Source organism: Thalassoroseus pseudoceratinae, assembly GCF_011634775.1.
Taxonomy (GTDB): Bacteria; Planctomycetota; Planctomycetia; order Planctomycetales; family Planctomycetaceae; genus Thalassoroseus; species Thalassoroseus pseudoceratinae.
On record NZ_JAALXT010000004.1, the window covers coordinates 821,898 to 837,118 of the forward strand.

Annotated in this window: 5 protein-coding genes; 4 read left to right on the forward strand and 1 reads right to left on the reverse strand. The window is 55.4% G+C overall.

Annotated elements, in window-relative coordinates; all coding sequences use genetic code 11:
- The first annotated feature begins 13 nt into the window (after window positions 1–13).
- The 3 genes from G6R38_RS17615 (at window position 14) to lspA (ending at window position 2,686) form a co-directional block, all read left to right on the forward strand.
- A complete protein-coding gene (locus G6R38_RS17615; RefSeq protein ID WP_166828849.1) occupies window positions 14–823 on the forward strand; it encodes an ABC transporter ATP-binding protein in 810 nt (269 codons plus the stop codon).
- A 72-nt stretch (window positions 824–895) separates the two neighbouring features.
- Window positions 896–2,083, forward strand: coding sequence for an MlaD family protein (locus G6R38_RS17620; RefSeq protein WP_166828852.1), 1,188 nt, complete (start codon window positions 896–898; stop codon window positions 2,081–2,083).
- A gap of 66 nt (window positions 2,084–2,149) precedes the next feature.
- On the forward strand, window positions 2,150–2,686 hold the full coding sequence (gene lspA, locus G6R38_RS17625) for a signal peptidase II (protein ID WP_166828855.1): 537 nt from the start codon (window positions 2,150–2,152) through the stop codon (window positions 2,684–2,686).
- Window positions 2,687–2,821: 135 nt separating this feature from the next.
- Here the strand turns inward: lspA and G6R38_RS17630 are convergent, their stop codons facing one another.
- On the reverse strand, window positions 2,822–12,904 hold the full coding sequence (locus G6R38_RS17630) for a Calx-beta domain-containing protein (RefSeq protein WP_166828858.1): 10,083 nt from the start codon (window positions 12,902–12,904) through the stop codon (window positions 2,822–2,824).
- 508 nt (window positions 12,905–13,412) lie between these two features.
- Here G6R38_RS17630 and G6R38_RS17635 point away from each other — a divergent pair.
- Window positions 13,413–15,218, forward strand: coding sequence for an arylsulfatase (locus tag G6R38_RS17635; RefSeq protein WP_206028623.1), 1,806 nt, complete (start codon window positions 13,413–13,415; stop codon window positions 15,216–15,218).
- The last annotated feature ends 3 nt before the right edge of the window (window positions 15,219–15,221 follow it).

The following is a 15,221-nucleotide window of genomic DNA, read 5'->3' on the forward strand; positions in this document are numbered from 1 at the left end:
CGCTGATTTCTCAATGCACACGCCTCTTTCTATCCAACCAGTGATCGAATTGCAGAACGTCACGCAGATCTTCGGATCGCAGACGATCTTGCAAGATGTGTCGTTGCAGGTTCAGGGTGGCGAGACGTTGGTGCTCATCGGTGAAAGCGGTTGCGGCAAAAGCGTGACCATGAAACTGATGATGGCCCTGCTCCAACCGACGCACGGCCAAGTCATTTGGAATGGTCGCCCCGTGGCCGATCGGAACGAAACCGAATTGGTCCACGACCGCCTCAAGTTCGGCTACCTCTTTCAAGGGGCGGCCTTGTTCGACAGCTTGACGATCTTCGAGAACGTCGCTTTCGGACTCCGACAGAACACACGAATGAAAGATCGAGAAATCGAGCAAATCGTACTCGATCGACTCCAGGAAGTCGGGTTGCCCAAACACGTCGCGACTCGCAAACCGGCGGAACTTTCCGGCGGGATGAAAAAACGGGTGGGCTTGGCACGTGCGTTGGCATTGCGTCCAGATGTGATGTTCTACGACGAACCCACGACCGGTCTCGACCCGATCATGAGCGACGTGATCAACGAACTCATTTTGCGAGTCCGCGAACAACGTCCGGTGACGAGTATTGTCGTCACGCACGACATGCGAACGGTCGAGAAAATCGCCGACCGCATTGTGATGTTCTTCCCCCGGACCCGACTTGCCGCCGACGATCCGCAGATCATTTTCGAAGGGCAATTCCTCGAAGCCATGGAATCGCCCGACCCACGTGTCTCGCAGTTCGTCCGTGGCGAAGCGCGAGAGCGATTGGAAGAAATTTTAGTCAGCTAGTACCGAGACAGAGATCGGGTGGAAGAACGACTGTTTCACCGCTCGAAATCTGTTCCTCTGATGGAGTTCAACATGACGGAACGACAACTCCAATTTCGCGTGGGATTGTTCGTCATCCTTTCGGGTGCGGCGATTGCGGGCATGGTGTTCTACTTCGGCGAAATCGCCCAGATGTGGGAACCACGCTATCCACTTGTTGTGCATTTCGAGAATGCTCCCGGCGTCTATCCGGGCACACCGGTCCGCCGCAATGGCATCGCCATCGGCAAAGTGCAGGAGGTCGTGTTCGACGAGCACCGTGGCGGTGTGCTGACGTTGCTTTCCATCGAAGGGAAACATCGACTCCGCAAAGACGCCAAACCACGAATCATGAGATCAATCTTGGGAGATTCCTCGATCGACTTCGCACCGGGGTTGGCTCAGGAATTTTTCGTTGAAGGCGAGCGGATCGACGGTGTCGCCCCGCCCGAACCGATGGAAATCGTCGCGCGGATGGAAGAGAACGTGACCACGTCGCTGGTCTCCTTCGAAAAAACCAGTTCCGAGTGGCGGAAAGTCGGTGAGCAGCTCAACAACCTCATGGACACCAACCAAGGGCAACTGGAGGAAGTGATTGTTCGCACCTCGCAATCCTTGGAAGAGTTCAGCCTCGCGATGCGGAAAACCCAACAAACGCTGACCAACGCCAATCAGATCCTTGGCGACCCGGAAAGCCAACGAGCCTTGAAAACCGCGCTGGAAGCGTTACCACAACTCGTGGACGAAACTCGTGGGGCGATCGGTTCGGTGCGGACGGCCGTGGTGACGGCGGACAAAAACCTCTCCAACTTGGAGCGTGCTACGCAACCGCTCGCCAAGCGGACCGCGTCGATTGTGCTGCGATTGGACAACACACTCGCGAACTTGGAAGCCGTTTCCCAAGACGTCAATGTGCTGACCAATCTCGCCGCCCAGGAGAACGGCACGCTCCGCAAGTTCGCGACCGATCCCACGCTGTATCAAAATCTCAATCAGACTGCCGAAATGTTGACGCTTCTCATGCGGAACCTCGAACCGATTCTGCACGACGCTCGCATCTTCAGCGACAAAGTCGCCCGACACCCGGAAGTGCTAGGAATCAGCGGTGCATTGGCCCCGAGTTCCGGCGTGAAACAATCGGGCGTTCGGCAAACCAACTTCGAGCAACCGTCGGCGGCTCCGAAAGGCAAACCGACCCCACAACGAACCGTGGGACGCCCCAGCAATTATGGACGGAATTGACAGATTCCATTGCAACGACGATGCTGAAGGAACAGTTCTCGAAACGACATGCACGACGGATTGGCTATGAGTGAATCGGACGAAAAATTCCCCCGCGTTTGGGTGTTGCTGGGGATTTTGATACTCGGCATCGGAATTGACCAGGGGACGAAGTGGTGGGCCACGCAGTCGCTACACCCCCACACCGTCCACTCGTATTTCGGAGACACGTTCCGTCTCACTTATGCCTTGAATCCCGGTGCATTCCTCGGATTGGGCGGAAATCTCTCCGCGACGGCCCGGTTTTGGTTGCTCACCGGATTGAATTCGGTGTTCCTCGTCGCGTTGATCGTGGTGCTGATCGTGAATTGGAAAATGCGTCCGATTTCGTTCGTCTCACTGGCGTTGTTGCTCTCGGGCGGTATTGGAAATCTCATTGACCGCACCACTCAAAACGGGTTGGTCACTGACTTTCTGAACGTGGGTATCGGTTCGCTTCGCACAGGGATTTTCAACGTCGCCGATATGGCCATCATGGCGGGGGCCGGAATTCTGCTTTGGCAATCGTTCCGTGACGAAAAAGCCCGACAAACCAACGACTCATCCGCCGCCGTCGCCCAGTAGACGGCATGGCATCACGTTTGTGATGACCGCGAACCGCAACAAAAAACCCCTCGACGAGTTTCGCCGAGGGGTCGTTGTTTTAACTGCGTTTCAACCGAGGGCTTGCACGCTCCATGCAAACCCTCCGATCAGTGACTACAGTGTTGGAAGGTCCGAATTCACAACGCGGTTATCACCGGTCAACGGGTTCCAGAAGAAGAGTTCATCGCCACCGTTGCCGCTCACTCGCTCCACCACATCCGTGAACTGATTGCCGTTGATCGCGGTATTCGAGATCGGATTGTCGATGATGGTGAAATCCAAGTCCTCGAATGCCCCGTCCACAACGGCCAAGCGGTTCTTGCCGCTGGACGGATCCCAGAAGAACACTTCGTCCAACCCGTCGGAGTTGAAATCGCCGATGGCCATTTTCGGGAACATGTTGCCGTTGAAGGCCGATCGTTCGATGACATTCGTACGGACCGAAGCGAACGTCGTCGAGACGCCAGCAACGTCCGTCGCGAAGTCGACAACTCGGTTCTTGCCGGTTTCCAGGTTGATGAACAACAACTCATCCGGGCCGCCTTCGATGAAGTGTCCGACGTGGACGCTCTCGAAATCGTTTCCGTTGATTGCCGTCGGCGACACGAGATTCGTTCGAATCCCGACCGCCACCGTGGTTTCACCGGGCACGTCGCCGGCGAGGTGAATTAGCCGGTTCTTGCCGGTCACCGCATTGTAGAAGAACAAGTCTTCGGCTCCACCACCATCGAAGTTGCCGACAACAACTTGATCGAAATCGTTACTGTTGATGGCCGGTTTCACGATGGCGTTCTGTTGCAAGTTCGCCGAAACCTGGTTGGTCTCGGTGTCATACGAGAGGTGCAACAGACGGTTCGTACCGCTAGCCGGATCCCAGAAGAACAAGCTGTCGGAGTCCCCTTCGTCGAAGTTCCCGACGATCAACTGCCGGAACATACCGTCGTTGATCACAGTTGGTCCGATCGGGTTTTCCTGAGATGTTCCATCTTCGAGCAGCAACAAGTTTTCGCCGGTCGCCGGGTTCCAGAACAACAAGTCATCCTTCAACCCAGATTCGTCACCGTCAAAGTTCCCCGACGCCGAACTCGGGTATTGAATGCTGATCATCTCCGGATCGACTGCCGAACTGACAACTGTTTGCAGCAGCGGTCGAATGACGGCTTCGGCTTGGGAATCCGCAACGGTGACATCGCGACCACTGGCGTTGAGATTCGCAAGATCGACGGTGAAGTTCAGTTGTTCGGAACTAAACCGCGAACCACTTGCATCGACGGTGATCTGAGCACTCGTCTGACCGGCAGGAATCGTGAGAGTTCCGGTGGTCGCCGTGTAGTCCTCGCCGGCAATTGCGGTTCCGTCGACGGTTGCAAAGTCAATTTGCACATCGGCATCGCTCGGCTGACTCAAAGAGACGTTAAAGACGACTTCCAAGCTCTCGCTGTTCCCGCTGCGAACTCGCACGTCACCGATTGAAACCGCCGCCGAATCATCGTTGGTGATCGTCGCCAAGCCTTGACTATCCGCAATCGTCACATCGCGGCCTTCGGCTGATACGTTCGCAATGTTGAGGGCGAAGTTTTCGCTCAATTCGACAAGGTTATCCCCCGTCACACCCACGTTGACGATCCCACGTGTTTGACCGGCGGGAATGGTCAGGGTTCCGGTGGTTGCGATGAAGTCGCTACCACCATTCGCTGTTCCATTTGCCGTTGCATACTCAACCGTCACGTCCCGGTCGACCGGTTGCGAAAGCACAACTGCGAAACCCGCCGTTGCGATCGTACCGGCATCCGCTTCCGCGATCGCCAAATCGTTGACGCTCACGGTCGCGAAATCGTTGTCTGCAAGTGTCAGCTGACCTTGTCCATCTTCGATCGAAACATTTCGCTCAAAAGCTTGCACGTTAGAAATTTCCACGACAAACGCTTCATCGGCTTCAACCACGGTATCGCCAATCAACGTCACCGAAACCGTTCCGCTGGTTTGACCGGCGGGAATGGTGAGGGTTCCCGACTTGGCGATGTAGTCCACGCCAGCTTTCGCCGATCCATCAGCAGTTGCGTAGCTCACGGTTACGTTGCGATCGACTGGATGGTCCAACGCGATGGTGAAGGTTTTGACTTGGCCTTCGGTATCCGTCTCGGTGGCACTGACATCGTTGATCCCGATTTCGGTGCTGTCGTCGTTGAGAATTGAAACTCGTCCGACACTCTCAACCACGGCGTGATCGCGACCGTTGAATTCAAAGTCCGACAGTTGAACCGTGAAATATTCGTCCGCTTCCGTGACTCGGTCTCCCAAGACCTCCACCGTAATCGTGCCAGATGTTTCACCAGCCGGGATCGTCAGACTTCCCGGCTCCGCTTTGAAATCGCTTCCTGCGAATGCGGTCCCGTTCGCCATGACATAGTCGAATGAAACATCGGCATCCGAAGGATTGCTGAGGGTCACGGTCAGCGTACGCGTGGTGACACCATCGTTCCCTTCAGTCAGCGAGATATCGTTGATGCTGAAATTCGACTGGTCATCGTTGAGAACCGTCGCACGCCCGGTCGAGTCGAGAATATCGACATCGAGCCCGTTCGCTTGCAGATTGAAAATGTTCAACGCGAAGGTTTCAGAGATTTCAGTGGCGTTGTCATCCAGCAATTCGACGGACACATTCGCGGAAGATTGCCCAGCGGGGATCGTGATCGTGCCGGTTTTCGCCGTGAAATCACTGCCCGCCTTTGCCGACTCCGCAACGGTTTCGTAGCTCACGGTGACATCTTGGGAAACCGGGCTCGTCAAGCTAACCGTGAAGTTGACAACATCCGTTTCGCCTTCGGTCACTTGAACATCACCGACCGAAATCGTTTCCGTGTCGTTGTCGCTAATCGTCACCGTCCGCGACTTGGCGTCAGCAAAAGCAACATTTCGGGTGTTGGCATTGATGCTCGTCAGCGTGAGCGTGAAGTTCTCGTCGAGTTCGACGAGTTGATCGTCCGTGATGTCGATTTCGATCACACCCTGCGTTTGTCCAGCAGGAATCTCGATCGTCCCCGTAGCGGCAGTAAAGTCGCTTCCGCCGGTTGCCGTTCCGTTGGAAGTCGCGTAACCGATCGTCACCGTTTCGTCGACGGCTTTGCTGAGCGAAACCGTGAAGCTCGCTTTCCCATTGGCTTCATCGACCGAAGTCAATTCATCAAGCGAAACCAGGGCACTATCGTTATTCTGAATCGTGACCGTTCCCCGAGAATCGGTGACTTGCACGAAATGATCACCCGCCGATGGGTCGGAAAGATCGATGTAGAACACTTCGTCGGCTTCAACGACGTTGTCGCCAAAGACATCGTATGGAATCACCCCGGTGGTTTTACCAGCGGGAATGGTCAGTGTGCCAGCTCGGACACCGTAGTCGTTGCTACCGCTGGTCGCGGTGCCGTCGGTGGCGGTGAAGTTCACCGTGAGATCGTGATCCACCGAACGGTTCAGACTCACGGTCACCCCCGCCCCGAGTGTTACACCGGCGTCGAATTCCGCAAACGAGCTGTCACCGACACTCAATGTCAACAGATCATTGTCGTTGATAAACGTCGACGAAGTTGTGGAGGGTAACTCCACGTTGCGGCCCCCCGCCTGCAAGTTGCTGACGGAGAGTTGAATCGACTCCGTCAATTCGCTGAGGCTATCATCGAGAATCGGAATTCGTAGCGATGCATACCGTTGTCCGGCCGGAATCGTGATCGAACCGGACTTCGCAGTGTAATCGCTTCCCGCCGTTGCCGTGCCATCCGACGTTGTGTAGTCGACCGTCACATCATGATCAACGGGCAAGGTCAAGTGGAATTCAAAACCCGTCGTCGGCTCACCGGTCTCGGACTCACCACCAACACCACTTGGATAGAAGACGAGCTGACTCTTCAACTGGTTCGTCAGTGTGACTTCACCGGTACCGTCTTCGATCTGAACATCGAATCCTCCCGACTGCACATTGCTGAGATTGACTGTGAACGTCTCGTTCAACTCCACAACCATGTCATCCGCTGGGTTGATCACAATGACGGCCGAAGTCTGGTTCGGCGCGAACGTCACGGTGCCGGTTCCGTTCGTGTAGTCATGGGAATTCGTAGTTCCATCGGTGACGGAGTAATCGACAGTCACTTGATGAGCGACCGGACGATCCAAAGTGACCGACAAGACCACAGAACCATCGACATCATCCGCGATGGTGGCCTGCCCTACAGAGATTTTTGAAACATCGTCGTTGTCGATCGTCGCCACTCCGGTGCCGTCGACAATTTCGATGTCGTAGCTACCGGCGTCGGGATTGGACAACACCATGTTGAGAGTTTCGTCGGCTTCGGCATCGCTGTCGCCGGCAACTTCCACCGTGATCGTGCCACTGGTTTGACCGGCGGTGATCACCAACTGACCGGCCTTTTTCGCATAATCCACGCCTTCAGTGGCCGTCACAGCTTGCGAGGCGAAATCGATGGTCACGTCTTCGTTGATCGGACTGCTCAGAGTCACCACGAACGTCTTGGACGAAGTATTGATGTCGCCTTCGGTGATCGTAATGTCGTTGATCGACACCTTGACGATGTCTTCATTTTCGATCGTCGCGGTTGCCGACTCTGATTCCGCATCGTCGGGGAACTCCACCGAGTATTCACCGGCATCGATGTTGGATAGTTCAATGGAGAAGGTTTCGTCATCCTCGACCAAAACTTCCCCGATCACCGAGATCGTCACGGTTGCCGATGTATTCCCAGCGGAAATCGTGACGGTTCCCGATTTGTCAGTGTAGTCCAAACCAGCCGTCGCCGTACCGGCGACGAGTTTGTAGTCGACCGTGACATCGTGCTCGACTTTGCGGTCCATCGCAATTGTGAAGGTGAAGTCGGTGGTTTCGCTGTCACCTTCGAGCTTTTGGATATCGTCTACAGTGATGACTGCGGTATCGCTGTCGGTGATGGTGCCGGTTGCGGCGGACTGGAACGTGAACTGACTCACGCTGAAGTTCGTGCTTTCGTCGATCGGTGCTCCCACCCAAATCGTGCCGTCATTCACCGCGACGGATTGCAACCCGGTGAGTGACGCGACGGAATCCACCAACTTCAATGAGGTCGGTTCGCTGACATCGTAGACTTCCAGCCCATCGGTCTCGGTCGCGATGTAGGCGAATTTGCCATCGACTGCGTAGTCCACAATCGCAAGTCCCGTGTTCGTCCCCGCTTCGACGATGTTTTCTGGATTGGAAATGTCCAGAATGATCAACGGTTTGTCCGAGGCACCGACCACGTGAGCATACCGACCGGAAACGTGAACGCTCGCTGGTGGCATCGTCGCAGAGTAGGTATCGAGTGTGGTCACTTCTTCGTCGTCGATCTCACTCAGATCGAGAATGACGACCTTACCAGTCGTGTCCAGCACGAGCACTTCATCGTCACCGATAAACTGCGCGTCGGCCACGGTACTTAGTCCCAGATCGGCCAATGCGAACGAACGGTACGTGTCCGGATCGGTCGATTCACCGGGCAAATGCACATCGAGTTTCGTCGCGCTGATAGCCAGCAACCGCACGTCGTTGTTGTCGTAACGAACCAATTGATACTCGTCGAGGTCCGCATCGTTTGGAGTCATCGACTCCGTCGTCACACCAAGTTGCTCCTGACGGTCGGCGTCGACGATGATCGACTGGAAGCCGTGTCCCCCAGTGAGGGCAACCACAATTGCTGCCGATTCGCCCGCGCCATGCGTGACATCGAAGCTCGCGAATTCCCCGGCCGTCGTTGTGGGAATGGTGAGGGTTTTCTCCAGCGATTGATCGCCACCGATGCTGAAGATGTGAATCCCATCGTCGTTCAAAAGATAGTAGAAACCGTCTTGAACCAACGTCTGAATCGGCTCGGACTCCGTGTTGGCCAGCGTTGTGTCGGCCACCCAGATCAAGTCAGAGTCTTTGAGGACGACGAATTCGCCGTTGGAATCCAAGTTCGACAGTTGCAGTTGGAACGTCTGGCTGAGTTCGACCACGCTGTCATTGGGAACATCGACTTCGATCTCAACCGAGGTGTCGCCCGCTTTGATCGTGGCGGTTCCGGTTGATCCAGTGTAGTCGCTGTCTTCGGTCGTCGCGGTTCCATCGACCGTGTTGTAGTCGAAGGTCACGTCGACATCCAAAGCGGCACTCAATGTGACCGTGAACTTCGCTTTGCCTTCGGTTTCTTCGTTGTGCTCGATGTCCTCGACCGAAACGATTGCTGCATCATCATTGATGACCGTCGCCGAGGTTGAGATGCTGCTGACAAAGTTGCTGAACGGAAGAGTGTGACCATCGACGCTCGCGCTGTCCAAGCTGACCGAGTATGCGGCATCTTTTCCGTAATCCGTATTGCCGTTGATGATGAAGCTCAACGTCTCGATTTCATTCGCTGTCCCCTCAAAGTACAACTTATTCGATGGGCCCGAGTTCGATCCGATTTGCGTCGAATAGTTCACTTCGATGCCGCCATCGACATCGTCGAGAAGTGTCACGGTGAATGTGAGTTGTTTCGTGCCCTCATCGCCTTCGGTGATGTCCGCCGCTTCGATGGTGAACTCTGGCAAATCATCACTATAGATGACACCTGTGTGATGGGATTCACTCACGTCGAGTTTTGTCAGTTGAGTGTTCGACGAGATATTCGACAATTTCAGCGAAAAGGTCTCGTTGCCTTCGACCAACTCGTCACCGTTGACACGTACCTTGATCACGCGGGTGGTTTCGCCTTCACGGAACGTCAGCGTCCCGGACGGCAAATCACCGACGAAGTCATTGGCCGACGCCGTATCGTCTTCATCAATGGTCACGGCGTAATCGACGGTGGTTTCCCCAATCAGGCCCAATTCGCCACTTCGCGTGACGGTGAACGAGACGTAGGTTTCCCCATCATCACCTTCGAACGCACTGCTCGATTCGGCCGACAACACAGGTTTGTCGAGCACGAAGACTTTGTTGATCCGCAGCACGTCGATCGTTTTGGTGCTGGCGGTACCCACCAATTCGGGATCGCCTTCACCACTGACGGCACTTTGCACGTCGAACGAGCCCGTGCCGGTAAATCCAGAATCCGGACGGAAGTACAACTCGAACGAACCACTGACACCAAAGATTTCCCAATCGAGATAGTCATTCTCGTTGATCGTCACTTCGGACTCACCGTCGAGGTAGTACAGCGTGCCGTTGGTGATGTTCGTGATCTGGAACTGATCGGCGTCGGCGAAATACCCATCCAGTGAACGAGTGAGGAAGATTGGTGCGTCGTTATCGATTTCGGTGTAAGACGTCGGGAAGTTCACGCCGCTCGCGCTATCCGATGTGGACTCGATGATGCGGAACTCCGCGACGCCTTTGAAACCGTCATCGGGTCGGAAGTACAAGTACGCATTGCCATTGCCATAGCTAACGAACTCGTTGGCTCCCAATTCTTGCGTGAATTCGGCGTCCTTGTAGAGCGTGCCGTTCTCTAGGCCATCGATTTTGAAGTGCGTGATGCCCGCATCTGTGGACGCCGCACTCCGAATGACGGAAATCGGTTCGCGAAGATCATTCCCTTCGGTCGTGTAATAACCGAAGCGAATATTCGCGTTCTGAATCGCTTGGCTACCTTGGTCGAAGTAGCTCGAGCTGTCTAGCGAGCTGAGTTGAAGGACTCCGCTGAGCGAGAAGAAGTTCCCGAAGTCCACCGGACTGGAGGAAGTCATTGTGGCATGGTTCGACGTGACAACTGGTCCAGACGCCCACACGCCGCCCACACCGGTGATGGTAAATGGATGCTGACGGTTGCCGCTCACGGGAACGAGATCAACCGGAATCGTGAATGGCAAATTCGTATCCGGCGTGAGGATGATTGAGATTCCCTCGGAGAGATGTTCGCTGGTCTCCGATTCCGAATCTTTCTCCGCATTGCTTCCGTAGAACGCAGGGTCGACGACATCCACCACCGCAATCCCGTTTGCCGTGCTAACGGTGGAGTTTTCATCCGTGTCGATGCGATCGCCCGCAACGGCACCGGTTTCGTCCCATGCCCGGAACGTGATTGTCGGTTGAGCGTGCGTCAAAGTTTCAAATGGACCGTCATTGTATCCGCTGTAGTATTCCGAACCCCCGTAGTACCCGGTGTAAGGAAACTCGTCGGCCAGGAACGTGATTTCTTCCGTCCCCGTCAGGACCAACGCCGACGATTCGGAAATTCCCGGAGTGAAATCGGTCAGTTCCAATTCGCTCGTGATACGGATTTCAGTGAGATCACCTCCGTATTGCTCGCCATACTCATAGTGCTCCGCTTCGAAGAAACTGTATCCGCTGGGGATGATATCCACTTCGATATCGGCAAATGCGAATTGAAGATAGAAGGACTGTGCGAGGAGGTCGAATGCTGTCGGTCCTTGGCCGTCATTCGCGTCGAAATCGACGTACATCGTGAGCACGCCGTCTTCCAATGTCGCTGGAACCTGCAATTGCATTTGCGGATCGAGTTCGTCGAGGTCCAAAATTCGGAACTGCAACCCGTCAATCCGTGATTTGATCACCGCCGGCACACCGATCAACTCTTCCAAGTTCAAGGTGTTGTACGTTGAGATCACTTCGCGTGTGTATTCTTCCTCGACACCATCATAGACGGCAAACCAGAGGCCGTTCGAGTCGTCGACACTGGTAATCGCGATGCCATCCAACGTCCCGACTTCTTCGCGGATCCCCTTGCTACCGAGTCGGTCCAAGATGGTTTCCACGCTGGTCAGCGACTGTCCATTTTCCCCACTCTGATTGAAATTCTGCCCGTACGTCGAGTAGTTGAGGAAGGACACTCCCAGGTATTCCGGAGCGGAAACCGTATCGACCAAAGTCACACCGGGGAGTTGATTGGCGAATTCCCCGTAAACAGCGCTGTTGGAAATTGCTTCTGTTGTTCCGTACTCGAAGCGATCGGAAGCTGGACTGGACGGAAACGTGCTGTAAGAACTTTGAATGTTCGCCTGATCGCTGCCGTTGCCGAAAGTGATTCCGACGGCATTCACAACGACATCGTCCATCGCGAAGATGGCTCCACCAACGCCGGCCCCGACACCCGTCGAGTGTCGGCCAGCTTCACCACCAATCGCGCGGTTACGGGCGAAGTGAGTATCCACGACCGATAGCGTCGCATGATCCCGAACGAAGATCGCCCCCCCCATACCAGCTCCACCGCCACCGCCACCGGCATTTGCAGCCGGAGCGGTCGCAAGTGGGATGTCTTCTTCTTCTCCATGGTAGTCATCGTGGAGAACACCGTCGAAGGCATCTCCACCTCTACCGAGACCGGTGTGATAGTATCCCGAATTATGATCGAACGACAATCCGATGGCACCGCGGTATCCGCCGATTCCGATGGCTCCACCACCACCGCCGCCGCCACCACCGTTCAACCCGCTGCGCCCGTTGAGCGACGTGCTGCCATCAGCGGAGCCGTTTCCGCCACCACCACCAGTTCCGAACTCAGTCGCATCGGATTGCGTATTGGCTCCGGCCCCGCCGATCGAACTATCGCCACCAGCACCGCCGGTATTGCCAGCACCGGGCACACCGGCGTCCCCGCCGTCACCCCCGACCGCTTGGTTGTCGAGGAAAATCATGTCTTGCACGACAACATTCGAGCCGGTGTCGACAAAGATCCCACCGCCCATACCGGTACCGCCACCGCCACCGCCGCCGAATTCGCTGTCTTCACCGTCGCCCCCGCGGGCAAAACCGTCGGCAACCGTGAAGTGAGCGAAATGCACGTCGGCATTGTCGATGAAGAATACACGGTTGCTGTCCGCACCACTGATCGTCAGGTCTTCAGCACCAAGGCCGACAATCGTCAGGTCATCGGTAATGGTGAGTTCACCGCCATCAATGACAATCGTTGACCCTGCCAACGATTCAGAGAAGATAATCTGGTCTTCGCCGGGGTTGTCGTTCGCCATCTGAATGGCTTCACGAATCGAAATATCGCCTGGGTCGGTGTTGGAGTTGGAGGAATCATCCGCCACATCGACCGTAATAATGAGCGGATCACCGGTCAGGAGTTCCCGTGTTTCAAGTTGCTCGACGTTGGAGGTCATCGGTTGAAGACGGACGCGACGACGTCCCCCTGTTTTCCGTTTGCGAGTGAAGGAACCACGCAGAAAGTTCAACCAGTTCGACAGAAGCATGTTCAAATGCCCTTTGGCACATAGAGGGGAAATAAGTTCAAAAAGGTCGAGCGTTGCAGACCGATCTCAATGTTCGTGGATTCCATGAACGAACACGCTGGTCGACTGTTTTTTGGCCCGTAGTTTTCAGCACCGGTTGTGGCTCAATCAGCGGCACAAACCGGGGGCGTTCATGCCGCCCACATAGGGGATACCACCATATGGCTGGGACACAGTGGGAAATTTGACTGTATGTAACACAAAGAATGGCGAAGACAGGAGATGCAGGTGAATTGCGAGTGATGCGGCGAATCAACCGGTCATTGCACTGAAACCCAACAAATCAATTGCGACAAGCCGCGGGAGAATTCGCCCATTTTTTTGGGGCCAAGCAAGAATTCGACTCAAGTCCACGCAAGCCACTTGGCAGTCTTAGGTTTCGGCGAAGTTGAACTCCCCGGACTTTCACGGGATACTCAAGTCCCACACCCGTCACGACTCAGAGCCACGCTCGAATGGAGATGCCACCATGTTCCCCTGGAGAGAACGAAGTCAACAACGTTTGACGACCAACTTCCGTCTTGGCCTGATGGCCACCAGCCTTTTCGCAGCCACGGTCATTTCTTCCGTGTCGCTCATCGAAGAAGCGGAAGCCGCAGAGCAACAACGCCAGCCGAACGTCGTGCTCATCATGACGGACGATCAAGGCTATGGCGATTTGGCATGTCATGGAAACGCACAAATCAAAACGCCAAACCTCGATCAACTCCATTCCGAAAGCGTGCGATTGACGAATTACCACGTCGATCCCACTTGCTCGCCGACGCGGTCGGCGTTGATGACGGGACGGTACTCCAGCCGAACCGGCGTGTGGCACACGATCATGGGACGCTCGATGATGGCCCCCGATGAAACGACCATCGCGGAAGTCTTCGCCGCCAATGGTTACCGAACGGCGTGCTTCGGGAAATGGCATCTGGGTGACAATTACCCGCTGCGTCCGCAAGACCAAGGCTTTCAGGAAGTCTTTATTCACGGCGGCGGTGGAGTCGGTCAAACGCCCGACTATTGGGGCAACGATTACTTCGGCGACACCTATTGGGAGAACGGAAAATTCCGCACCGCCGAAACTGAAGACAAATACTGCACCGACGTTTGGACCGACGCCGCGATCGAATTCATCAAGTCGAACCGCGAACGTCCGTTCTTCTGCTACATCCCCACGAACGCCGCTCACGGGCCGTTCCTGGTCGCGAAGAAATACAGCGAACCGTACAAGCAAATGGGCATTCCGTCGCCACGGGCAGAATTTTATGGCATGATCACCAACATCGATGAGAACGTCGGTCGACTGCGGAAATCACTGAGCGAACTCGGACTGGCCGAGAACACAATTTTCATCTTCACCACCGACAACGGAACCGCCGCCGGGGCTCAGAAAGGCGGATTCAACGCGGGCATGCGAGGGCAGAAAGGTTCCGAATACGACGGCGGTCATCGCGTACCGTTCTTCGTGCATTATCCGAATGGGCAACTCGCACACGGTCACGATATCAACCACATCACCGCTCACATCGATGTGCTCCCCACGCTCGCCGATCTCTGTGACGTACCGATGCCGAAGAATTTGAAAGTCGACGGCAAAAGTTTGGCGCCACTGTTGAGCCGCAATACCCGGAGCGCACTCTGGCCGGCCCGCACCCTCGCCGTGCATTCGCAACGCGTCGAGTTTCCGCAGAAATGGCGGAAGGCGGCGGTGATGACGGATCGTTGGCGGTTCGTCTGCGACGGGAAAAAACGCGAACTGTTCGACATGCAAAACGATCCCGGTCAGAAAACCAATGTCGCCAAGCAGAATCCCGAAGTGTTCCAGAAACTCAGTGAGCACTACGAAGAATGGTACAAAGACATCTCGACCCGATTCGACGATTACGTTCGCATCGGCCTCGGTCACGATGGAGCAGAACGAGTGGCGTTGACCTGTCACGATTGGCACACCAACAACGGCCCCGTGCCGTGGCATCAAAACAGTATCCTTAAAGGCCAGAAGGCCAACGGTTTCTGGGCGGTTGATGTCGCCAAAGCGGGCACATACGAAATCACCGCTCGCATGCGGCCAAGCTACATCGACGAAACACCAGCATTGAACACTCAAATCATGCGAGTGCGTTGCGGGGATGTCGAGAAAACTGTCGCCACCCAACCGACCGACAAAGAAGCCACATTGCAGATCGAACTCCCCGCCGGGCCCGCTCGACTTCAAATCTGGCTGGGAGCGGAAGCGAAATCCCCGGGACCGTACTTCGTTGAAGTCGACACCGCTCTAAACGAGTAAACC

Bases quoted from the DNA above. Each gene is read 5' to 3' on its own strand.
- G6R38_RS17615 (WP_166828849.1), top strand. From the start codon at position 14: ATGCACACGCCTCTTTCTATCCAACCAGTGATCGAATTGCAGAACGTC.
- G6R38_RS17620 (WP_166828852.1), top strand. From the start codon at position 896: ATGACGGAACGACAACTCCAATTTCGCGTGGGATTGTTCGTCATCCTT.
- lspA (WP_166828855.1), top strand. From the start codon at position 2,150: ATGAGTGAATCGGACGAAAAATTCCCCCGCGTTTGGGTGTTGCTGGGG.
- G6R38_RS17635 (WP_206028623.1), top strand. From the start codon at position 13,413: ATGTTCCCCTGGAGAGAACGAAGTCAACAACGTTTGACGACCAACTTC.
- G6R38_RS17630 (WP_166828858.1), bottom strand. From the start codon at position 12,904: ATGCTTCTGTCGAACTGGTTGAACTTTCTGCGTGGTTCCTTCACTCGC.